This window comes from Streptomyces sp. NPDC005820, from assembly GCF_040630255.1.
Classification (GTDB): domain Bacteria; phylum Actinomycetota; class Actinomycetes; order Streptomycetales; family Streptomycetaceae; genus Streptomyces.
Map to the genome: position 1 here is coordinate 1 of NZ_JBEXXE010000048.1, position 22,470 is coordinate 22,470.

Sequence of the window (22,470 nt, forward strand, 5' to 3'; positions counted from 1 at the left end):
ATGAGGAGGCGGTAGTGCTCGGCCTGGGTGCGCACGGTGTGCAGCAGGACCAGCGGGGCACCGCTGCCCGCCTTGAGGTAGCGAAGGGTTCCCTCGTGGCCGTCACGCCCGGCACGCGGGGCGATGGTGTGTGTGGTGGTCCCCGAGATGTGAATCGTGGGACGTGACTCCTGGCTGGGCATCTTGTCGTCTCCTTGTCCTGTCTTCTGTGTTCTTCTGTGTTCTTCTCTGTCTTACTTGGCCAGCTGTTCGTACAGCCCCGCCAGGTCGCCGGCGAGGCCCGCCTTGACCTGGCGGGTGATGTCGTCGGCGAGCACCTCGTATGCGCCCGTCTCGATGCCGGCGAGGGCGAGGGCGGCGACGTCACGCGGGTCGGACTTGGGTGCGTCGACGCCTGCGGCCAGGTCCGTGTCGACGTATGCGACGTGCAGTCCGGTTACGGAGATGCCGCGCGGCTGAAGCTCCAGGCGCAGGGAGTTGGACTGCGACCACAGGGCGGCCTTGGACGCGCTGTAGGAGCCGCCGAGGGCCAGCCAGGAGAGCACGGAGTGCACGTTGAGGATGTGGCCGCCGCCGTTGCGCTCGATGATCGGCACGAAGGCGCGGGTGAGCAGCAGCGGGCCGTAGAAGTTGGTCTCGAACTCGCGGCGTACGTCGTCGACGGAGGAGTCGAGGAACGAGGCGCCGACCGCGGCACCCGCGTTGTTGATCAGCACGGTGACATCCTGCGCCTGCGCGGCGGCCGCCGCCACAGCGGCCGGGTCGGTGACCTCCAGGGCCACCGGTACGGCGTCGGGGTGCGTCACGGTGCGCGGGTCGCGGGCCGTGGCGTAGACCTTGGCGGCACCGCGCGCGTACAGCTCTTCCACCAGCGCCTTGCCTATGCCGCGGCTGCCGCCGGTGACGAAGACGTTCGCGTCCTTCAAAGCGGTCATGACTGACTCCCAAGAATCGGAAACCGATTGGTTTCCATCACAGTAAACCGATCGGTTTCCGAGCGCAAGCTCATCGGGGGAAGCAGTCGCGTGGGGCCGGTTTCAGGGGTTGGTGCCGTGTCCGTGGATCCCCGGGACGATGCCGACCGTGTCGTAGAGCCATTCCGGGACGGTGTCGGGGGTGAGAGGGAGGCGGAGGGCGGGAGGCAGGGGAATCCCTTCGGCGCCGGAGAGCGTGCCCGTCAGGCTCTCGACGTACCTGGCGATGCGGTCGCCCCGCAGCGTCGACGTCGAGCCGGGCGCTCCGTCGATGTGCCGGATCTGCGGGCCGACGGGCACGGCCGTCTTCAGGTCGCGGATCGTGACACCCGCCGCGGAGAACTTGAGCACCCGCTGGGGGCCGGCGGCCGTGTGCACGGTCATCACGCCGCCGAAGACGACGTCGCGCAGTTCGAGACGGCTCCCCTTCATGTTCCAGGGCTCGGCGGCGAAGCGACCGGCGCTCTTGTCCTCGGAGGCTGCGAGATCGCTGATGTCGCAGGTGCGGTCGGTTCCCCGGGGTGACTCCGCGGAGTGCGGCAGGGGTGATGGGGCGGCGGTCCGCTGGTCGGGGGAGGGGGATGCGTGGGGAGTAGCCGGTTCCTTGGCCGTCGGCGTCGGCGTCGGCGTCGGCGTCGGAGCGGCCGAGGCCGGTGGAGGCCCGCTTCGTGCTGCCGTCGAGGGGCCGACACGCCGTTCCCCGTACGTCCGCGCCGACCCGCCTTCGCCTGCCGCTCGGGAAGGCACTCCCGCCTGAGCGTGAGGGAACGCATGAGGATTTCAGAGCTCAGCCGGGGTCCGGGGTGGCTGGCAGATTTCCGACGCCTCACCGCACCGTCCGGCACTCGCCCAGAGTCTCGCGGCGCTGAGCCGCCTCGGTACGGACTACACGGCCGACGACCTCATCCCCTACGCACGGCTCGCCACCGCCACCGCGGACCTGGAGCGCCTGGCCCAGGAGGACGCGAACCATCGGCGCCCTCGGTGCTGCGCCGGCGGCGGGTCGTCCTGCGGACCGCGCGGGTGGCGAACGTGCCTTGCGATCGCCAGGTGTCCCGCGTAGCGCTCGCGGTGTCCGGTGCGGCGCCACAGGGGGCGCCACTGCTTCCACTCGGCGTAGGTGTGCTCCACGACGATCAGGCGGGAGGACCGGCGGCGCCCGGCCTTGCGCGAGGCTCGCCTGGCGTGGTGCCTCGGGGCCAGGACTGGCGCAGTCAGTTGGGCCGTTCGCGTTCTCGCCACTGGCTGATGGCATGACGCAGGCGCCCGGCGGAAGGACGCGGCCGTGGGCGTCGGCGCGCCCTCGCCGGACGCGTCCCGCTCAACACCGGTCTTCAGTAGGTCAGTTCGTCAGGCCGAGCTGTGTGAGAAATTCGAAGTGGTCGTAGTACACGCGATACTCGCTGACGCGACCGTCGCGCAGGCGCCAGAACTCGGCCAGCCCGATCTGGATGGACCGTCCTGTCGGAGGGATCGCACCGCCGTCGGGCTGGGCGAGGTCCTGGGTGTGGGTGCCGGTCACCTCGAGCTCGACGGCGACCTCGTCCTGCGCGGTGACGACTCGGTGCGGCCGGTGCGCAAGGTCGGGGAAGGCGGCGAAGAACCCGGCCATCCAGATGGTGACCATCTCGGGTCCCTTCTGCAGGAATCCCGGTGCCTGGATGACGCACTCCGGATCCAGCATCTGCTCGACCCACTCGAAGTCATGGGCATCGACATGTGCGAAGAAGTCGACGACGAAGTCCTCGGTCACAGAGGTCACAGAGGTCACAGAGGTCACAGTGGTCTCGGTTGTCATGGAACGGCTCCTCACCGATCGTTGTGCTGTGTCAGGCGGCGTCGAAGACCAGCACGGGCTTGATGACCTGGCCGGAGCGGGCGGACGCGATCGCTTCGTTGATCTCGTCGAAGGGGCGGCGTTCGACCAGCCGGTCGAAGGGGAAGTCGCCTTCCCGCCAGAGCTCGATGAGCTTGGGGATGAGTTCGTGCGGGTCCGCGTCGCCCTCGATGACGCCGGTCAGGGTGCGGCCGATGAGGAGATGGCCCTGGTCGATGGTCATCTCGTTCTCCAGACCCTGGAGTCCGAGCGTGGCGCAGACGCCCGGGGAGCGGAGGGCTTCCACCGCCTGCCGTACGACGGAGCCGAGGCCCACGGCGTCGACGGTGAAGTCCAGTCCGGTGCCGCTGATCTCGGTGATGGCCCAGCCGACGTCCTTGGTCCGCGCCGGATCGATCACGTGGGTCGCGCCGAGCTCGGTGGCCAGCTTCAGCCGTTCCGGATTGAGGTCGACCGCGACGATGGTCGTGCACCCGGCCGCCTTCGCGGCCATGACCGCGCTCAGTCCGACCGCGCCGAGACCGAACACGCCCAGGCTCTGGCCGGGGGAGGGCCGCAGCACGTTGAACACGGTGCCGGCGCCGGTCATCAGACCGCAGCCGAGCGGGCCGAGGATGTCCAGCGGCACGTCGTCGTCGACCTTGACCGCGTTGCGGACGCTTGCCACCGCGTACGCGCCGAACGAGGACTGGCCGAACCAGCTGCCGTGGACGTCCTCGTCGCCGCGGCTCATGGTCGCGGTTCCGTCGAGGCGGGTGCCGAAGTAGTTCAGCGCGGCGAACAGTTCGCAGTAGGCGGGGTGCCCCGCCTTGCAGGTCGCGCACTCCCGGCAGGAGTCGAAGCCGAGTACGACGTGGTCGCCCACCGAGAGCGTCTCGACGGCGTCCCCGACGGCGTGCACCACGCCCGCGCCCTCGTGGCCGAGCACGACCGGAAGCGGTAGCGGGACGCCGCCGGACTGTGCGGTGAGGTCGGTGTGACAGACGCCGACGCCCGCGATCCTGACCAGTACCTCGTCCGGGGCCAGTTCGCCGAACTCGACCTCCTCGATGGTCAGTTCGGCGCCCGGCTCCCTCAGGACGGCGGCGTTCCCCTTCATGCGTTCTCCTTGGTCCGGTCCGCGACGGGCGGCAGTACGAGGTCGTAGACCCGTCGGTCCAGCCGACGCGACAGGTCGATGTGGACGAACTTGTCCTCGGTGTACTCGTCGAGCGCGTGGGGGCCGAGTTCGCGGCCGAGGCCGCTCTGCTTCACGCCGCCGAAGGGATACTCGACGCTGACCATGTGCCAGTCGTTGATCCACACGGTGCCTGACTCGAGGCGGCGCGCCACCTCGAGGGCGGCGTCGACGTCCTCGCTCCAGACCCCCGCCGACAGCCCGTACTCGCTGTCGTTGGCGATGGCGACCGCCTCGTCGACGCTGCCGTACGGGATGACGCAGAGGACGGGGCCGAAGATCTCCTCCTGGGCGATGCGCATCTCCGGGCGGACACCGGTGAAGATAGTGGGCCCCACCCAGAACCCCGGGCCCTCGGGCGTCGGTCCGCCGTACGCCAGGGTGGCGCCTTCCTTCTGCCCCAGTTCGATGTAACCGAGGATCCGCTCGCGCTGTTCGGCGGAGACGACAGGGCCGAGGTCGGTGTCGAACTCGGCCGGATCGCCGATCTTCATCGTCCTGGCCCGCTCGATCAGCCTGGCGACGAAGTCGTCGTGCAGCGCCTCGGGGAGCAGCAGCCTCGTGCCGGACTCGCAGGCCTGCCCCGAGTAGAGCATGCAGGCGAACAGCGCGCCGTCGACCGCCGTGTCCAGGTCGGCGTCGGCGAGCACGATGTTGGCGCCCTTGCCCCCCAGCTCCAGCGTGACCCGCTTGACGTTGTCCGCCGCCAGCCTGCTGATCTCCCGGCCGACGGCGGTCGAACCGGTGAAGGCGATCTTGCGTACGTCCGGGTGGACGGCCAGCCGCGCGCCCACCTCCTCGCCCTCCCCGGTGACGACATTGAGGACGCCGGGCGGGAGTCCGGCCTCGTGGGCGGCCTCGGCGAGGGCGAGGAGGGTGAGGGGGGTCTTCTCGTCCGGCTTGAGGACGATGCAGTTGCCCGCGGCGAGCGCGGGACCGAGTTTCCAGACGGCCAGCAGGAGGGGGAAGTTCCAGGGCACGATGCCGGCCACGACGCCGATGGGCTCCCTGCGGACCACTCCGGTGGCGAGCGTGGGATACGACAGCTGCGGGCCGGGGCGCTCGAAGGCGTAACTCCGGGCCAGATCGGCGAAGTACTGCAGATGGGAGATGGAGTAGCCGACGTGGAAGGCCATGGCCTGCCGGATCGTGACCCCGTTCTCCCGGATGTGCAGCTCGACGAGTTCGTCCATCCGCTCGGAGAGCTTCGCCACGATCGCCGACATCACCTCGGCCCGTTCCTCGGGGCTCTTGCCGCGCCATTCGCCGCGCTCATGGGCCCGCTTCGCGGCGGCCACCGCGAGGTCGGCGTGCTCGGTCCGGCCCCTGGCCGCCGTGGCGAACACCTGCCCGGTGGCGGGATCGACCATCTCGAACGGGTCGTCGGCGGCATCCACCCATGTGCCGTCGATGTACATCCGGTAGTGCTTGGTGTGTGTCGTCATTGACCGACCTGCCTTGGGGTGTCGAGGGGGGCTCAGTTGCCGGCGTCCTTCTTGCCGACGAGTTCGCGGTAGACGGGGAACAGCGGCTTCGTCAGCGGCACCAGCTTGAGGATCTGGGTGACCGGGCCCTTGGCCTTGACCTGTCCCTTGGCCAGGCCGACGGCGACGTTGTACTCGCCGCGCCAGAACTTGTTGCCGTTGTCGGCCGACATCGCGAGCCGGACATCGGGCTCGTGGTCGTTGTCGCCCTCGATGACGACGATCTCCGGCTCCTTCATGAGCACGGTGATGGACGACTCCGGTCCGGTGTAGTCGAGGCGGAGGGTGATGCCGGAGGCCTTCAGGACCGGGCCGACCTCGGGGTGGGTGTTGGCCTCCCGGAAGACGCCGCCGAGGTAGAGGTAGACCTCTTCCGCACTGGTGAAGTAGCTCATCGTGGGACCTTTCGCTCGTGATTCAGCTGATGTCGGTGTTGTTCGAGTACGCCTTGCGCAGCTCGCGCTTGAGCACCTTGCCCGTGGCGGTGCGGGGCAGTTCCCGGACGATCTCCACCGTCTTGGGGCACTTGTAGGCGGCCAGGCGCGCACGGCAGAAGGCGATGAGCTCGGCCGCGTCGACCACGGCACCGGACGTCACGGTGACGACGGCCTTGACCGTCTCGACGTAGGTGGGGTCGGGCACTCCGATGACGCACACCTCGGCCACGGAGGGGTGCTGGTCGATCACCCGCTCGACCTCGGCCGGGTAGACGTTCTCGCCACCCGAGATGATCATGTCCTTGACGCGGTCGCGGATGAAGAGGAAGCCGTCGTCGTCCACGAAGCCGGCGTCGCCGGTGCGGAACCAGCCGTCGCCGAAGGATTCGGCGGTGGCTTCCGGCTTGTCCCAGTACCCGGCCATGACCTGCTCGGACCTGATCCAGAACTCGCCGGTCCGGCCGCTGGGAACCTCCTCACCCGTGAGCGGGCCGGCCACCCGGACCTGTACGCCCGCCACGGGCCTGCCGGCCGAGGTGAGCAGGTGGATCCGGTCCGGGTCGCGGTGGGCGTCCGGCCCCAGGACGCTGAACACCCCGGATGCCTCGGTCATCCCGTACACCTGGTAGAAGTCCTGACTGAACCGCTCCAGGCACCGTCGCATCAGCGGCAGCGGCATCGGGGACCCGCCGTAGCCCAGGCAGCGAAGGCTGGACAGGTCCGCCCGGTCGAGTTCCGGCGTGGCCAGGAAGTACTCGTAGACCGTCGGGACGAAGAAGGCGTGGGTGATCCTTTCCCGCCGGATCTGTTCCAGGATGGCGGCCGGGACCACGTCCCGGACGAGGACCGTGCGGGCGCCCATCCAGAGGCTGATCAGGGCCCAGCTGATGCCGCCGACGTGGAACAGCGGCATGGCCACCATGTTCACGCTGTCGTGGAAGAAGCCGAACGCCTCCGCCGCCGAGACGCAATGGGCTCCCAGGCTCCGGTGCGTCAGCATCGCGCCCTTGGGGAATCCCGTGGTGCCGGAGGTGTAGAGCAGGAGTACGCAGTCGTCCGGCTCGGGCCGGTGGCCGCGGGGCACGGGCGCGGCCGACGCCAGATAGTTCTCGTACTCGTCCGCGTCGCCTCCGACGACGACGATCTTCGTCAGGTGGGGCAGCCGGTCCCGGATCTGTTCCAGTTGCGGGAGGAACTCGGCGCCGACGAAGAGGATTTGGGCCTGCGCGTCGGCGAGGACGTACTCGATCTCGCCGGGGCTCAGCCGCCAGTTGACGATGACGTGTGCGTAACCGTCCCGGGCTGCGGCGAATGTGGCCTCGATCGTGGCGGAGCTGTTCTTGTTGAGGGTCGCGAAGTGCAGGCCGGGGCGCAGGCCGTCTGCGGCCAGTGCGCCGGCCAGGCGCGAGACCCGGTCCTCCAGGCCGCTCCAGGTCCACCGCCGGTCGCCCTCCGTCAGTGCTTCGGCGTCCGGCGCGGTGTCGTTCCAGAAGTCCAGGATGCTGTGCAGATCGCTGCCGGGTGCCGGGCAGTCGCTGTTCTCGGCCGTGTGGGGTGTCGCTGTCGCCATGTGCGATTCCTCCGGTACTGGCCGCCGGCCGTTGCCGAAACGGCGGGAGAGGGCGGCGAGTGTGGGTCGGCGGCGGAAGTTGTGCCCCGGCGGGTCGCGGGGCGGTGAAGAGGAGTGGCCGCCGGACCGGCTCTCAAGGGGAGTGCGGTGCGGCCACAGTAGGACTGACCGCATGTACGGTCAATAGAATGGACGGATGGATTTGCCGCACGCCCGGCTTCGACGGACCGCCGGGTCTCGGGCCCGTCAGAGACGACGGCCCGGTCTGGTGATCACGATGCCGGGGACCACGGACGTACGGGACAGCCCGACCCCGCCTCGGACTCCTCCACGTTGACCGACTCGCACAGCGACAGCACGGCCGCCTTGGTAGCCGCGTAGGCCGCCGGCGACGGCTCGGCCGTGACGCCGGTGAGGGAGGCGCCCCCACGACGGCGCCTCTCGGTCGTGCGGTCGGGGCCGGGGCCGGGGGGTACGTCAGGGGTACGTGGTGTCGCGCCCGAGCCGGACGGCGTCAGCGCGGTGCCATGCGGATCGCGCCGTCGAGGCGGATGACCTCGCCGTTGAGCATCGGGTTGGCGACGATGTGCTCGACCAGCGCGGCGTACTCGTCGGGATCGCCGAGCCGACTCGGGTGGGGCACCTGGGCGCCGAGCGAGCAGCGTGCGTCTTCGGGCAGCCCGTTCAGGATCGGGGTGGCGAACAGACCGGGGGCGATGGTGACCACGCGGATCAGGCTTGCCGCCAGCTCCCGCGCGATCGGCAGGGTCATGCCGACGATGCCGCCCTTGGAGGCCGCGTACGACGCCTGTCCGATCTGCCCGTCGAAGGCCGCCACGGAGGCGGTGTTGACGATGACGCCGCGTTCCTCGCCGCCCGGTGCGGCCGGCTCGGTGTCCCGCATCCGCTGCGCGGCGAGCCGGATCACGTTGAACGTTCCGATGAGGTTGATCTCCACGACCCGGCGGAAGCGCTCCAGGGCCAGCGGCCCGTCCCTGCCGACGGTGCGGCCCGGGTCGCCGATGCCCGCGCAGTTGACGACCACCCGCAGCGGCCCCGCGTCCACGGCGAGGTCGAGCGCGGCGGCCACCTGCTCCGGGTCGGTGACGTCGGCGGGTGCGAAGGTGACACGGTCGCCGGCGTCCTCGGCGACCGCCTCGCCCACCGAGGACGGGAGGTCGGCGATGACGACCCGGGCCCCGGCCGCGGCCAGGCGCCGCGCGGTGGCCAGCCCGAGCCCGGAGGCGCCACCGGTGACGAGGGCGGCGCTGCCTGAGAGATGCATGGTGGGTCTCCTTGGGAGGTGCTCGAACGGGGAGCTGCATGGAGGGGAGCTCCTCGAGTGAGGGAGGGCTCAGAGCCGTTCGATGATCGTGGCGTTGGCCATGCCCCCGCCCTCGCACATGGTCTGCAGGCCGTAACGGCCGCCGGTGGCTTCCAGGTGGTTGACCAGGGTGGTCAGCAGCCGGGTGCCGGAGGCTCCGAGGGGGTGGCCGAGGGCGATGGCGCCGCCGCGCGGGTTCACCCGGTCCGGGTCGGCTCCGGTCTCCCGCTGCCAGACCAGCGGTACCGCGGCGAAGGCCTCGTTCACCTCGAAGGCGTCGATGTCGTCGATGGACAGGCCCACCCGCTGAAGCGCGCGGGCGGTGGCCGGGATCACGCCCGTGAGCATCAGCAGCGGGTCGCTGCCGGTGACCGCGAAGGAATGGAACCGTGCGCGGGGGCGCAGCCCCAGGGCGGCGGCCCTGTCCTCGCTCATGATGAGCGCGGCGGAGGCGCCGTCGGTGAACGGGGAGGAGTTGCCCGCGGTGATGCGCCAGTCGATCTCCGGGAAGCGCTCGTTCGTCGCGTCGTCGCGGAACGCCGGCTTCAGTCCGGCAAGGGCCTCCGGGGTGGTGGACGGCCGGACCGTCTCGTCCGCCCGATGGCCGCCGACCGGGACGATCTCGCCGTCGAAGCCGCCCGACGCGGCGGTCGCCGCGGCGAGCCGGTGGGAGCGCGCCGCGAAGGCGTCGAGCTCCTGCCTGCCGATCTTCCAGCGGGCGGCGATGAGCTCCGCCGAAACGCCCTGCTGGACCAGCCCGTCGGGATAGCGCGAGGCGAGCGGGGCGTAGGGGTCGCGGCCCTGGACGGCGGAGAACATCGGCACCCGGCTCATGGACTCGACGCCGCAGGCGATCGCGATGTCGTACGCGCCCGCCAGCACACCCTGCGCCGCGAAATGCGCGGCCTGCTGGCTGGAGCCGCACTGCCGGTCGACGGTCGTGGCCGGCACCGTCTCGGGAAGCCCGGCGGCCAGCACCGCGTTGCGCGCGATGTTGAGCGCCTGCTCGCCGTTCTGCCCGACGCACCCCGCGATCACGTCGTCCACCAGGGCCGGGTCGAGGTCGTTGCGCCGCAGCAGCGCGCTCAGCACCGTGGCGAGCAGCTCCACCGGGTGCGTCCCGGACAGCGCGCCGCCGGGCTTGCCCCTGCCGGAGGGGGTGCGTACGACATCGACGATCACCGCTGACTGCACCGCTGTCTCCTCGGCTGTCACTTGCCCTGCCACCGGGGCGGGCGCTTCTCGGCGAAGGCCCGCGGGCCTTCCTTGGCGTCCTCGCTGCGGCGGACCGCGCCGAACTCGGCCTCGTTCATGTCCCAGATCGCCGGGTCCCAGTCGGAGCCGAACTCGGCGCTGCGGCGCATGATCCGTTTGCTCGCCCGGACGGCCAGCGGCGCGTTGGCCGCGACCTGCCCGGCCAATCGCAGGGCACTGGCGAGCACTTGGTCAGTGGGCACGACCTCGTTGACCAGGCCCCAGCGCAGCGCGGTGGCCGCGTCCAGCGGCTCACCGGTCAGGGCGGCGTGGGCCGCGACCTTGGGCGGGATCTGCCGGTGCAGCCGCAGCAGCCCACCGGCGGCGGCGACCAGCCCGCGCTTCACCTCCGGCAGCCCCAGCTGCGCGTCCTCGCTGATCACTGCGAGATCGCAGGCCAGCACGATCTCGGTGCCGCCGCCGAGCGCGAAGCCGTTGACGGCGGCGACGAGCGGCTTGTTCACGACGTGCCGCACCAGGCCGGCGAACCCCCATTCAGGGTGCCCGGGGGCACTGACCGGCCGGTCGGCCCCCAGCTCCTTGAGGTCGGCGCCGGCGCAGAAGGCCCGCCCCGCCCCGGTGATCACGCCGACACCGAGCTCCGGGTCCTCTTCGAGTTCACGCAGCGCGTTTCCGACGGCCGCCGACATCGCCGCGTCGACCGCGTTCATCGCCCCGGGCCGGTTCAGGGTGATCACGGCGACCGGACCCTCACGACGCAGGACCGCGGCGGCCTCCTGATCCGGCTGATCCGGCTGACCCGGCTGGTCCAGGCGTTCCGGGGACTGTACGGGGAGGGCCACGCTCGGCTCCTTCGTCGTGCGGGTGATGGAAATGACGCTACTGTTGACCGCTCGTACGGTCAACAGTAGCGTCGGTCACGGGACGCGGACCGATACGCGCGGACCGATACGCGGACGGACCCCGGGAGCGGACATGCGCATGCAGGCAGCGGTACTCAGAGCCGGTGACGGTCCCTTCGTCGTCGAAGAGGTCGACATCGCCGATCCGGGGCCGGGGCAAGTCCTCGTGCGCATCGCCGCGGTGGGCTTCTGCCACACGGACGTACTGCCGCGCGGCGACGGCTTTCCCGCCCGGCCGCCGATCATCGCGGGCCACGAGGGAGCCGGCGTCGTCGAGGCCCTCGGCCCCGGCGTGACCGAGCCGGCGGTGGGCTCACACGTCCTGCTGTCGTTCGACCACTGCGGCGCCTGCGAGAACTGCCTGGACGGACACCCCGCCTACTGCCGGTCGTTCGTCCAGCGCAACCTCACCGGCGCCGGCATCGAGAGCGGCGACCAGTCGGTGACCGACGCCGAGGGGAAGCCCGTCGCCTCGCGCTGGTTCGGCCAGTCCTCGTTCGCCACGCACGCCGTGGTGGACGTACGCAATACGGTCGTCGTCGACCCGGATCTGCCGCTGGAGCTCCTCGCCCCACTGGGCTGTGGCATCCAGACCGGCGCCGGATCGATCCTGCTCGCCCTCGACGTCCGCGCCGGTTCGCGCGTCGTGGTGTTCGGCGCGGGCGGCGTGGGGCTGGCGGCCGTCATGGCGGCCAAGGTCGCAGGGGCCGCCACGATCGTGGCGGTCGACCTGCACCAGAACCGGCTCGACCTGGCCCAGGAACTCGGCGCCACCCATGTCCTGCCGGCCGGCGGCGAGGACGTACCCCGGCGGCTGCGCAAGCTCACCGGGGGAGGAGCCGACTACGTCCTGGACACCACCGGGGTTCCGGAAGTGATCAGGGACGGGGTCGACAGCCTGCGGGTCAGGGGAACGGTCGGACTGGTCGGCGCCCGGTCTCGGGACCTCGTCCTCGGCCCGGCCGCCCTGTCCACCGGGAAGACCGTGATGGGGATCCTGGAGGGCGACGCGGTACCCCGCCGCTTCCTTCCCCAGCTGATCGAGCTGTGGCAGCAGGGCCGCTTCCCCTTCGAACGCCTGGTGCGGACCTATCCGCTCAGTGAGATCAACACCGCCGAGCGGGATGCCGCGTCCGGCGTGACCGTCAAGCCCGTACTGCTTCCTGGGAGTTGACCCATGCAATCGGAAACCGTGTCGTCGGAGACCGAATCGTCGGGAACCGTCTCGTCGGAAACCGGGCCCCGCTACCGCCGCGAACACCTCTTCATCGGAGGCGACTGGCGACCGAGCACCGCACCCGGCACCCTTACCGTGATCTCGCCCGTCACCGAGCAGCCGGTGGGCGAGGCGCCCGACACCGCCCCCGCCGACGTCGACGCTGCCGTTGCCGCGGCCCGGCGGGCGCTGACCGTGTCGCCGTGGGCGTCCTGGGACGGGGAGACCAGGGCGGCGGCCCTCGACCGCTTCGCCGACGCCCTGGAACGGCGGGCCGAGGAGACCGCGCGGGTCGTCACCGCCGAGATGGGCATGCCGATCTCGGTGTCCGGCCCGGTCGAGGGGACCGGTCCCGCCCGGACTCTGCGCTACTTCGCCCAGCTGGCCCGCGCTACCCCTCAAGAGGAGCGCCGCCCCGCGTTCCCCGGTCCCGGAACCACCGTGGTGCGCCGTGAGCCGGTCGGTGTGGTCGCCGTCGTCGTCCCCTGGAACTTCCCCCAGTCGCTCATGATGTTCAAGGTCGCGCCCGCCCTCGCGGCCGGCTGCACCATCGTCGTCAAGCCGGCCCCCGAGACCGTGCTGGACGCCTTCCAGCTCGGCGACGCCGCACAGGAGGCCGGGATCCCGGAGGGGGTCGTCAACGTCGTCACCGGCGGCCGCGAGACCGGTGCGTACCTGGTCGCACACCCCGGCGTCGACAAGGTGGCCTTCACGGGGTCCACCGAGGCCGGACGGACCATCGGCGAGGTGTGCGGGCGGCTGCTGCGGCCCGCCACGCTCGAACTCGGCGGCAAGAGCGCGGCCATCGTGCTGGACGACGCCGACCTCGGCCAGGCGGTACGCGGACTCGCCTGGGCCTGCCTGCTCAACAGCGGACAGACCTGCTACACCAGCTCCCGCATCCTCGCGCCCCGCAGTCGCTACTCCGAGGTCGTCGACGCCGTCGCGGCCCTCGCGGCCTCCCTGCGGGTGGGAGACCCGTCCGACCCGGCCACTCGGGTGGGCCCCCTGGCCTCGGCCCGACAGCGCGACCGCGTCGAGTCCTACATCGACGCCGGCCGGGCCGGCGGGGCACGGGTGGTCGCCGGTGGCGGCCGGCCCGCGGGCCTGGAGCGGGGCTGGTTCGTCGAGCCGACGGTCTTCGCGGACGTGGACAACTCCGCCGTCGTCGCCCGTGAGGAGATCTTCGGCCCGGTTCTGGTGGTCATTCCGTACGACGACGTCGACCAGGCCGTGGCGATCGCCGACGACTCCCCGTACGGCCTGGCCGGCACCGTCTGGACCTCCGACGAGGACAAGGGGCTGGAGATCGCCCGCAGGCTGCGCACCGGCACGGTCGGCGTGAACTTCTACAACATCGATCTCGGCGCACCCTTCGGGGGCGTCAAGGCCAGCGGACTGGGGCGTGAGCTGGGCCCCGAGGGGCTGGCGGCGTACGTCGAGCACAAGTCCGTCTATCTGCGCCGCTGAACGCCCGGCTCTGCCGCCCTGGTGGGGCCGAGCCGAACCGCCGGAGCCACAAGGCCGGAACGCTCGCCGACATCTCGGCCGGTGACGCGCTGGAACGCCTGGACCTGCTGCGCACTCACCACAGCCAGTCGGCCGGCCACCCCCTCTTCTGCGCCTGGCAGCGCGCTGGGACCCTGCCGGACGGCGCTCCCGCGAACAGCGGCCGGCCCACGGGCGCGCCGGATCGCCGCCTCGTCCGCATGCGCGTACATGTCGAAGAACCGTGAGGCCGTGCCCGTGGGTAGCAGCACCGAAGTCCGTGGAGATCGGCGCCTCGGCTCATCGAGCCGTGGTCCAGCGGCTCGCCGGGAACCCACGTACGGAGCCCTGAGTCGCGGAGGCATTCCGTCCGCCGATCTCGTCAGCCGGCTCATCCGGATCCGGCTTCGTAGCGATGCCGGTTTTAAGGCTTGAGCACCGCCAGTACATCGTCGAGCGAAACGGCGGCGGGGTCACTCATGTCGGAACCGTCGAACGTCTGCCAGATATAGGACGCCGTCCCGTTCTCCCGCAGCGGATGCAGGTCGGCCAACTCCGGATCGTCCCGGAAGCTGTTGAACGCCTCTTCGGACTCCCATTCGACGAGAAACAGAACCTGCCGTGGCGCGAGGTCACCGGCCACGTTGTCCCGGAAACGGCCGAACGCCACCATGCGACCACCATATTGCGGGGCCACTTCGGGTAGACGGCTGAAATACGCGAGGTACTTCTCCACGTCGACCACGTCAAACATGTTCAGGGCGTAGAACTTCTTCTTCTGTGCATTTTCACTCATTGCCAATACCCTCTTTTGTCTCAGGAAACGGGTGTTTGCTGCTGGTGCGGGAATCCGATTACGCCGCCTGTCGGTGTCGCCGCCTCCGCGATGACAACCGTGCCCGTCCGCCGAGGGCAGCGGTCGACGAACTCGGCGGGCGGGCGGTGGAGGAACGATTCGAGCCTGGCCGGCTGGAGGGACGTCAGCTGTTGAGGAAGCCCAGGATGTGGTCGGCGACCGTCTTGGGCTGCTCGAGGTGCGGGAAGTGCCCCGCGCCTGGTACGACGATGCGTTCGAAGTCGTTCGTGAACAGGGCGTCCAGGTCGTCGCTCAACTCCACGGATATGCAGTTGTCGTCGGCCCCGTGGAGGTAGAGCGACGGGACGGTGAGGTCACCGATCGCCCGGCCAAGCAGGGTTTGGCTCGCCTCGTCCGCGGGGAACGTGAACAACTGGCGGTAGTAGCCCAGGATCTCGGTAATGACTCCTGGGGCGCGGAGGGTTTCCTTGAGCGCGGCCCGCTCCGCTTCCGGCAGCTCGTAGCCGGGCGACCATTCCCGCCAGAGCCGGTCGATGAAGGCGAAGTCGTCGGCCTCGACGGCAGCCTCCGCCATGGCTGTCTGGAAGAAGAACATGTACCAGCTGCGTCGCTGCTGGTCACCGTCGGTGGCCACCGAGGTCAGCAGTTGACGGGCAGGGGGAACCGACATGCCGACCAGCTTGCGGACACGTGTCGGGTCGAGGCTCGCTGCCGCGTACGCCGCCGCAGCGCCGAAGTCGTGACCGATGAGATCCGCCTGCTCGCGCCCGAGCGCTTCGATCAGGGCGAGGGCGTCCTGGCCGGTCGAGTGCACGCGATAGGAGCCGTCGGGCGCCGCGCCACCGGGCCAGTATCCGCGCTGTGCGGGCGCGACCGCCCAATACCCTTCCTGTGCAAGGCGGTCGAGAAGCCCTGCCCAGCTGGCGGCATGGTCGGGAAAACCGTGGAGGCACAGGACCAGTGGCCCGCTGCCGGCCTCGAGGATCGGAACCTCCAGTCCGCCTGCCTGAACCGTCCGATGACGGACACGGTCAACTGCCCCGGACCCACTGGCCGAGGAGTCCTCGCCGAACGGCGATCGGTGTGTCACCTGTGTCATGAGTTCAACCTCCAAAGCAACGTCGCGGCTGTGCACCAGCCGGAAGAGCGACCAGGGCTTGCCCCTGGCCAAGCTGTCGAAGGCGAGTCGCCGAGCGTGCCGGGCCCATTCGTGCGGGACCCTCCCGTCGGCTCGTCCAGCGCCGAGGCCGAGGACGTCGCCCCGCGCATCGACGGCGCCGAGGTGCAGGCACGGCGCCCACGGGCCGGACGCCCCGGCCGCAAGGCGTTCGTCTCCGGCAATAAGAGACAGAAAAACGTGCGTCGCCCGCGCGGTACGACCGTCCTTGCGCGCGGAGGCCGACCGACCGGTCTCCGCACGCCGCCGGGCAGCTCCCGGCCTACTTCGCCAGCTGGGGGTACAGCCCGGCCGGATCCCCGGCCAGGCCTGCCTTGACCTGGCGGGTGAGGTCGTCCCCGAGCACCTCGTGCGCTCCCGCCTCGACGCCGTCGAGGGCGAGTACGGCGATGTCACGCGGGTCGGACTTGGGCGCCTCGACGCCGGCCGCCAGGTCCGTGTCGACGTATCCCATGTGCAGTCCGGTGACGGAGATGCCGCGCGGCTGAAGCTCCAGGCGCAGGGAGTTGGTCTGTGACCACAGGGCGGCCTTGGAGGCGCTGTAGGAGCCGCCCAGGGCGATCCAGGAGAGCACGGAGTGCATGGTGAGGATGTGGCCGCCGCCGTTGCGTTCGATGACCGGCGCGAAGGCGCGGGTGAGCAGCAGGGGGCCGTAGAAGTTGGTTTCGAACTCGCGGCGTACGTCGTCGACCGGGGAGTCGAGGAAGGAGGCGCCGACTACGGCGCCGGCGTTGTTGATCAGCACGGTGACGTCTTCCGCCTGTGCGGCCGCCGCCGCCACGGAAGCCGGGTCGGTGACCTCCAACGCCACCGGGATCGCGTTGGGGTGCGTCACCGTGCGCGGGTCGCGGGCCGTGGCGTAGACCTTGGCGGCACCGCGCGCGTACAGCTCTTCCACCAGCGCCTTGCCTATGCCGCGGCTGCCGCCGGTGACGAAGACGCTCGCGCCCTTCAGTGCGGTCATGACTATCTCCACAGAATGAGGAAACCGATCGGTTTCACCCACGGTAAACCGATCGGGTTCCACATGCAAGCTCGACGCCGGTGAGGGCGACCGCCGGGCGGAGCGGCCGCTTGGACCGAGGCTCTCCTCGGGGGCACGGGTCGGCAGATCTCCGACGATCACCCCACTGCCCGGCCTCGCCCTGAGTCTTCCGGCGCTCAGCCCAGTGTCGTCACCGCGAGTTCCTGGTCGGCGTAGGACCGTCGGATCCGGTTCTTGTCGAGCTTGCCCACGCTCGTTCTCGGGATCCGCTCGACGAACGCCCAGCGCTCCGGCAGCCACCAGCGGGCGACCCGGCCGGTGAGGAACGCCCGCAGCTCCTCGGGGGTCACGGCCGCCCCGTCGCGCAACGTCACGCAGGCCAGCGGCCGTTCCTCCCACCGCGGGTCGGGCACTCCCACCACCGCGGCCTCCGCGACCGCCGGGTGACCGGCGAGCGCGTTCTCCAGCTCCACGGTGGAGATCCACTCGCCCCCGCTCTTGATGCCGTCCTTGAGCCGGTCCTTCAGCTCCACCCATCCGCCCGGGTGAATCACCCCCAGGTCACCGCTGCGCAGCCGGCCGTCGCGGAACTTGTCGGCCTGCTCCTCGGCCGTGGCCCGGAAGTACGACCCCGCGACGGTCGGGCCGCTCAACTCGATCTCTCCCACGGCCTTTCCGTCCCAGGGCAGTTCGGTTCCCGACTCGTCCACCACGCGGGCCCGCACCCCGGGCACGAGCCGGCCGCTGCGGGTGGTCCACCCGGTCGCCCGGTCGTCGGGGGTGCCGTGCGGCGGGCGGGAGAAGGTCAGCAGGGGGCTGGTCTCCGTCATGCCCCAGCCCTGGGTGAGCCCTACCCCGTGGTGGGCGTGGAAGCTGTCCGCCAGCGCGGCCGACAGCGGCGATCCCCCTGCCACGGCCAGCCGGAGACTGCTGAAGTCCGCGCCCGTGGCGACCCCGTGGTCGTCCAGTCCGCTCCACAGCGTCGGTACCGCCGCCGCCGCGGTCGCCTTCAGGTCGCAGATCGCGCGGGCGAGATGCGCGGGCTGCAGGAACCGGTCGATCATGATCAGGTCCGCCCCGGCCAGCCAGGCCGCGTACGGCCAGCCCCAGGCGTTGGCGTGGAACATCGGCACGATGGGCAGCACCCGGTCGGCGTCGCTCATCGCGTAGGCGCTGCCGGTGGAGATCTGCAGGGTGTGCAGGTAGATCGAGCGGTGGCTGTACGCCACCCCCTTCGGGGCGCCGGTGGTGCCCGTGGTGTAGCACAGGACGGCCGCCGAGCGTTCCGGCAGCTCCGGCCAGTCGAAGCCGGGCGGGGCCGCGTCCAGCAGGGTCTCGTAGTCGTGCACGGTGATCCAGGCCGGGGCCTCCAGTCGTGCCTCGCCGACAACGATCACGTGCCGGACGGTGGGCAGCCGGTCGATGATCCGCTGCAGCTGCGGCACCAGGTCCGCCTCCACGATGACGGCCTTGTCGGCCGCGTGGCCCGCGATGTAGGCCAGCTGGTCGTCGTGCAGCCGCAGGTTCAGGGTGTGCAGCACCGCGCCCATGCCCGGGACGGCGAAGTACGCCGCCAGATGGGCGGGGGTGTTCCAGGCCAGGGTGGCGACCACGTCGTCCCGTCCGATGCCCAGTCCGGCGAGCGCGGCGGCCAGCCGCTCGGTCTGCCCGGCCAGGCCCGAGAAGGGCGTCGAGGTGGCCGTATCGCCTCGGTAGTGGTGGACGCGGCTGTCCGCGTGCACGGTGGCCCCGTGCCGGAAGATGCCGCTGACCAGCAGCTCCGCCTCCTGCATCGTGCTGTCCATGAGGTGCCCTTCCTGGTGTTCCGGCCCCGCCCTCTCACTTGAGCGGTTGACCGTTGGGTAGGCTGCGTGTTTACGTTAGACCGTACGTACGGTCAATAACAACGATGCACGGTCGGAACGACGAGGGATTCGAGGAGTTCGAGTGATCACTCAGACGCTGGGCCCGGATCTGGGGCATCCGGACACCTACCGCGACGGAGTCCCGCACCACCTGTTCGCGGAGCTGCGCCGGACGCGGCCCGTGGCCTGGATCGAGGAGCCCCCCTCCGAGGGCTTCGCCGGTGGACCGGGTTTCTGGGCCGTGACCAGGTACGAGGACGTCGCCGCCGTGTCCCGCGACCCGGCCGTCTTCTCCTCCCACAGGGGAGCCACGTTCCTGAGGGACCAGCGGCCGAAGGACCTTGCCGCGCTCCAGCAGATGATGCTCAACATCGACCCGCCCGACCACGGCAAGCTGCGGTCGATCGTCAGCAAGGCGTTCACCCCGCGCATGGTGAAGGGCATGTTCGACTCGGTCGACGCCCACGCGGAAGCCATCGTGGATGACCTCGAGCCGGGCACCGAGATCGACCTGGTGGAGAAGGTGTCGTCGGAGATGCCGCTGCGCGTCCTCGCCGACGTCCTCGGGGTGTCTTCCGCCGACCGCGGTCTGCTGTACGACTGGACCAACCGGATGGTCGGGCTCGACGACCCCTCGTACGGCGGCCTGCCGGCCTTCGTCTCCGCCTTCACCGAGATGTTCGCGTACTCCGCCGAGCAGACCCGGGCCAAGCGCGAACACCCCACCGACGACATCTGGAGCACCATCGTCAACGCGGAGGTCGACGGCGAACGGCTGTCGACCGGGGACCTGAACCGCTTCTTCCAGCTGCTGGTGATCGCCGGCAACGAGACCACCCGCAACCTGCTGACCGGAGCCGTGCTCACCCTCGGCGACCACCCCGACCAGTGGGACACCCTGCGCGCCGACCCCGAGCTGCTGCCGTCCGCGATCGAGGAGGTGCTGCGCTTCCACTCGCCGGTGATCCAGTTCCGGCGTACGGCGACCCGTGACACCGTCCTCGGCGGCCGGCGGATCGAGGAGGGCCAGAAGGTCGTGATGTTCTACGGCTCCGCCAACCGCGACGAGGCCGTGTTCGCCGACCCGGACCGCTTCGACATCGCCCGCAACCCGGCCAACCACCTCGCCTTCGGCACCGGCACCCACTTCTGCCTGGGCAACAGCCTGGCCCGTATGGAGGCGCGGGTGCTGCTCGGCAGACTCTTCGCCCGGTTCCCGCAGATGCGGCTCGCCGGCGAACCGGAGCGGTTCCGCTCCAACTTCATCAACGGAATCCGGCGACTCCCCGTCCAGCTCGGGCCGGCCGCCTAGCCCCTCGCTCAGCCCTCTCGACGCCAAGGAGGCGACCCGACCATGAAGATCCTGCTCGACCGCGGGAAGTGCACCGGCCTCGGCATCTGCGAGTCCCTGTCGCCCGACGTCTTCGAGGTGGACGACGACGGTGCCCTCGTACTCAGGGCCGACGTCGTCCCCGACGGGAAACTGGCCGAGATCCAGGCAGCGGTGACCAGCTGCCCGACCGAGGCCCTCCGGCTGACGGAGGGCTGAGGCCGTGACCACACCACAGCGACTGGTCGTCGTCGGCGCCTCCCTGGCCGGACTGCGCGCCGTCGAAGGCGCCCGTGCGAGCGGCTTCACGGGTTCCGTCACGCTCATCGGCGCCGAGGACCACCTGCCGTACGACCGTCCGCCCCTGTCCAAGGCGTACCTGGCGGAGACGCCCGGCGGCCCCCCGGACACCACCTTCCGCTCCGAGGACACCCTGCGCCGCGAACTCGGCGTCGACCTGCGGCTCGGCGCCCCCGCGTCCGGCCTGGACACCGAAGGCCGTACGGTCCTGGTGGACGGCGGCGCCCCGGTCCCGTACGACACGCTGGTCATCGCCACCGGAGCCGTCGCCCGTGTCCTGCCCGGAACGGAGGATCGCGCGGGCGTCCACACCCTGCGTACGGCCGACGACGCGGCGGCGGTGCGCCGGGCGCTCGACGAAAAGGCCCGGATCGTCGTCGTCGGCGCCGGTTTCATCGGCTCGGAGGTCGCCTCGGCCGCCCGTGAGCGCGGCCTGCCGGTGACCGTCGTGGAGGCGGCCGACGTTCCCCTGCGCCGGGCGCTGGGCGACGAAATGGGCCTGGCCTGCGCCGCGTTGCACGACCGGGCCGGCACCGATCTGCGGCGCGGGGTGGGCGTGCGGGCGATCCGGCGGGACGGCGGGGCAATCGGCGTCGAACTCGCGGACGGCGGCACACTGCACGCGGACCTCGTCGTGGCCGGCATCGGCGCCGACCCGGCCACCTCCTGGCTGGACGGTTCCGGCGTCACGCTCTCCGACGGGGTGCGCTGCGACCGGACACTGGCCACGTCCGTACCCGGCGTCTACGCCGCCGGTGACGTCGCGCACTGGCACAACCCGCTGTTCGGACAGCCGATGAGGCTCGAACACTGGACCAGCGCCGCCGAGCAGGGCGCGACCGCCGCCGTCAACGCCCTGAACCCGGGGGAGGCCCGGCCGTACTCGACCGTCCCCTACTTCTGGTCGGACTGGTACGGCACCCGCATCCAGTTCGTCGGGATCTCCCACGCCGACGAGGTCCGGGTGGTCAGCGGTCACCCGGCGGACGGGCGTTGGGTGGCGCTCTACCGCACCGGCGAACGCCTCACCGGCGCGCTGGCGGTCGACCACCCCACGCACATCATGAAGTACCGCGTGATGATCAACCGCGGTTGCACCTGGAGCGACGCGCTGGACTTCGCACGCGAACGCAACGCGCGGGCACCCCGCCGAACCACCGCAGTGGCCTGACGAGCGGCTTGAGAAGGGAGATCCGATGGGCGGCCGTCATGCGGCGATCGCGGGCCTCGGCCTGACCGAGGTCGGCAAGGTGTACGGGCGTACGGCGGCGGACTTCGCCGACGAGGCGGTGCGGCTCGCGGTGACGGACGCCGGCCTGCACCTGCGGGACGTGGACGGGCTCCTGATCAACGCGGGCAAGAGCCCGGGCCTCGACCTGGGCCTCGCCAGGCGACTGGGCCTGCGCGACCTCACCCTGCTCTCCCAGGTGCAGTCCTTCGGCGCCTCCGCGGGCATCATGGTCGCCCAGGCCGCCGCGGCCGTGCTCTCCGGCGCCGCGACCACCGTCGTCTGCGTCTTCGCGGACGCGCCGCTGCGCGAGAACGCCCGGAGCGGGGACGCGTACCTCTCCAGTTCGCTCACCGCCACCGGCTTCCGCAGCGCGGAGACAGCAGGTGGATTCACCAGTGTCAACCACCGCTACGCCGTGGCCGCCGCCCGCTACATGGCGCACTACGGCGTCACCAACGACCACCTCGGTGCCGTCGCGGTCGGGCAACGGGAGTGGGCCGCGCACAACCCCGCCGCACAGTTCCGGGGGCCGCTGACCCTGGCGGACTACCACCGGTCCCGCTGGGTGGTGGAGCCACTGCATCTGTTCGACTGCTGCCTGGTGTCCAACGGAGGCGCCGCCGTGGTCGTCACCACCGCCGAGCGCGCCGCCGCCCTGCCCAGGCCACCGGTCCACGTGTGGGGCTGGGGCCAGGCACACCCGGGATACGTGATGGAGCGGGGCAGCGACTTCGGTCTCGTCACGGGAGCCGCCGCCTCGGGAGCCGCCGCGATGAAGATGGCCGGCATCACCCCGTCCGACGTGGACGTCCGGGAGATCTACGACTGCTACACCTACACGGTGCTGGTCACCCTGGAGGACTACGGGTTCTGCGCGAAGGGGGAGGCCGGAGAACTGGCGGCCTCCGGCGCGCTCGCCCCCGGCGGCGCACTGCCCACCAACACCGGCGGCGGACAGCTGTCGGGCTTCTACCTCTGGGGCATGACCCCCCTGGTCGAGGCCGTCCAGCAGGTACGCGGCCAGGCCGGTGCGGGCCGCCAGGTCCCCCGCCACGAGGTCGCGCTGGTCAGTGGCAACGGCGGCGTCCTCGACCACCACGCGACCCTGGTGCTCGGCGCCGGGCACGCCTCCTGAAGGAGC

At 70.9% G+C, this 22,470-nt stretch carries 20 protein-coding genes and 1 pseudogene; 6 read left to right on the forward strand and 15 right to left on the reverse strand.

What is annotated here, in order from left to right; genetic code table 11:
• From ABZ464_RS41370 to ABZ464_RS41420, 11 genes and pseudogenes are all read right to left on the reverse strand, one after another.
• Positions 1-182: pseudogene (locus tag ABZ464_RS41370) on the reverse strand (alpha/beta hydrolase); the annotation flags it as partial.
• Between the two features lie 51 nt (positions 183-233).
• Complete coding sequence (locus tag ABZ464_RS41375) at positions 234-935, reverse strand: SDR family oxidoreductase (protein WP_359286989.1); 702 nt, start codon at positions 933-935, stop codon at positions 234-236.
• Positions 936-1,037: 102 nt separating this feature from the next.
• On the reverse strand, positions 1,038-1,406 hold the full coding sequence (locus tag ABZ464_RS41380) for a hypothetical protein (protein WP_359286991.1): 369 nt from the start codon (positions 1,404-1,406) through the stop codon (positions 1,038-1,040).
• 910 nt (positions 1,407-2,316) lie between these two features.
• Positions 2,317-2,745, reverse strand: coding sequence for an ester cyclase (locus ABZ464_RS41385; RefSeq protein WP_359286993.1), 429 nt, complete (start codon positions 2,743-2,745; stop codon positions 2,317-2,319).
• 58 nt (positions 2,746-2,803) lie between these two features.
• Positions 2,804-3,910, reverse strand: a complete 1,107-nt coding sequence (locus ABZ464_RS41390) for an NAD(P)-dependent alcohol dehydrogenase (RefSeq protein ID WP_359286996.1) — start codon at positions 3,908-3,910, stop codon at positions 2,804-2,806.
• On the reverse strand, positions 3,907-5,433 hold the full coding sequence (locus ABZ464_RS41395; protein WP_359286997.1) for an aldehyde dehydrogenase family protein: 1,527 nt from the start codon (positions 5,431-5,433) through the stop codon (positions 3,907-3,909). Before ABZ464_RS41395 ends, ABZ464_RS41390 begins: the two co-directional genes overlap by 4 nt.
• A gap of 32 nt (positions 5,434-5,465) precedes the next feature.
• On the reverse strand, positions 5,466-5,867 hold the full coding sequence (locus ABZ464_RS41400) for an SCP2 sterol-binding domain-containing protein (protein ID WP_359286999.1): 402 nt from the start codon (positions 5,865-5,867) through the stop codon (positions 5,466-5,468).
• Positions 5,868-5,889: 22 nt separating this feature from the next.
• On the reverse strand, positions 5,890-7,479 hold the full coding sequence (locus ABZ464_RS41405) for a long-chain-fatty-acid--CoA ligase (RefSeq protein ID WP_359287001.1): 1,590 nt from the start codon (positions 7,477-7,479) through the stop codon (positions 5,890-5,892).
• A gap of 514 nt (positions 7,480-7,993) precedes the next feature.
• Positions 7,994-8,764, reverse strand: coding sequence for an SDR family NAD(P)-dependent oxidoreductase (locus ABZ464_RS41410; RefSeq protein ID WP_359287003.1), 771 nt, complete (start codon positions 8,762-8,764; stop codon positions 7,994-7,996).
• Positions 8,765-8,833: 69 nt separating this feature from the next.
• Complete coding sequence (locus ABZ464_RS41415) at positions 8,834-9,997, reverse strand: thiolase family protein (protein ID WP_359287005.1); 1,164 nt, start codon at positions 9,995-9,997, stop codon at positions 8,834-8,836.
• Between the two features lie 17 nt (positions 9,998-10,014).
• Entirely contained in the window at positions 10,015-10,860 is an 846-nt protein-coding gene (locus ABZ464_RS41420; RefSeq protein ID WP_359287007.1) for a crotonase/enoyl-CoA hydratase family protein, read from the reverse strand.
• Positions 10,861-10,993: 133 nt separating this feature from the next.
• Here ABZ464_RS41420 and ABZ464_RS41425 point away from each other — a divergent pair, with 133 nt between their 5' ends.
• Both ABZ464_RS41425 and ABZ464_RS41430 read left to right on the forward strand, forming a co-directional pair.
• Positions 10,994-12,094 (forward strand): NAD(P)-dependent alcohol dehydrogenase, encoded by a 1,101-nt coding sequence (locus tag ABZ464_RS41425; protein WP_359287009.1) that lies wholly within the window; start codon positions 10,994-10,996, stop codon positions 12,092-12,094.
• Positions 12,095-12,097: 3 nt separating this feature from the next.
• Positions 12,098-13,606 carry an aldehyde dehydrogenase gene (locus ABZ464_RS41430; RefSeq protein WP_359287011.1) on the forward strand — a complete coding sequence of 503 codons (1,509 nt, stop codon included), beginning with the start codon at positions 12,098-12,100 and terminating at the stop codon, positions 13,604-13,606.
• 442 nt (positions 13,607-14,048) lie between these two features.
• On the opposite strand, the gene ABZ464_RS41435 is transcribed toward ABZ464_RS41430, so the two are convergent.
• From ABZ464_RS41435 to ABZ464_RS41450, 4 genes are all read right to left on the reverse strand, one after another.
• Complete coding sequence (locus ABZ464_RS41435) at positions 14,049-14,420, reverse strand: DUF1330 domain-containing protein (RefSeq protein ID WP_359287013.1); 372 nt, start codon at positions 14,418-14,420, stop codon at positions 14,049-14,051.
• Between the two features lie 184 nt (positions 14,421-14,604).
• Entirely contained in the window at positions 14,605-15,612 is a 1,008-nt protein-coding gene (locus ABZ464_RS41440) for an alpha/beta hydrolase (protein ID WP_359287015.1), read from the reverse strand.
• Positions 15,613-15,880: 268 nt separating this feature from the next.
• Positions 15,881-16,582: an SDR family oxidoreductase gene (locus ABZ464_RS41445; protein WP_359287017.1), complete on the reverse strand. Its 702-nt coding sequence runs from the start codon at positions 16,580-16,582 to the stop codon at positions 15,881-15,883.
• Positions 16,583-16,779: 197 nt separating this feature from the next.
• Positions 16,780-18,408 carry a long-chain-fatty-acid--CoA ligase gene (locus ABZ464_RS41450; RefSeq protein WP_359287018.1) on the reverse strand — a complete coding sequence of 543 codons (1,629 nt, stop codon included), beginning with the start codon at positions 18,406-18,408 and terminating at the stop codon, positions 16,780-16,782.
• Between the two features lie 142 nt (positions 18,409-18,550).
• On the opposite strand from ABZ464_RS41450, the gene ABZ464_RS41455 reads away from it, so the two are divergent.
• The 4 genes from ABZ464_RS41455 to ABZ464_RS41470 are packed head-to-tail and all read left to right on the forward strand — an operon-like array spanning position 18,551 to position 22,464.
• Positions 18,551-19,780 carry a cytochrome P450 gene (locus ABZ464_RS41455; protein WP_359287020.1) on the forward strand — a complete coding sequence of 410 codons (1,230 nt, stop codon included), beginning with the start codon at positions 18,551-18,553 and terminating at the stop codon, positions 19,778-19,780.
• A 42-nt stretch (positions 19,781-19,822) separates the two neighbouring features.
• Positions 19,823-20,017: a ferredoxin gene (locus tag ABZ464_RS41460; RefSeq protein WP_359287022.1), complete on the forward strand. Its 195-nt coding sequence runs from the start codon at positions 19,823-19,825 to the stop codon at positions 20,015-20,017.
• A 4-nt stretch (positions 20,018-20,021) separates the two neighbouring features.
• Positions 20,022-21,269, forward strand: coding sequence for an FAD-dependent oxidoreductase (locus ABZ464_RS41465; protein ID WP_359287024.1), 1,248 nt, complete (start codon positions 20,022-20,024; stop codon positions 21,267-21,269).
• A 25-nt stretch (positions 21,270-21,294) separates the two neighbouring features.
• Positions 21,295-22,464 carry a thiolase family protein gene (locus ABZ464_RS41470; protein WP_359287026.1) on the forward strand — a complete coding sequence of 390 codons (1,170 nt, stop codon included), beginning with the start codon at positions 21,295-21,297 and terminating at the stop codon, positions 22,462-22,464.
• Positions 22,465-22,470: the final 6 nt, after the last annotated feature.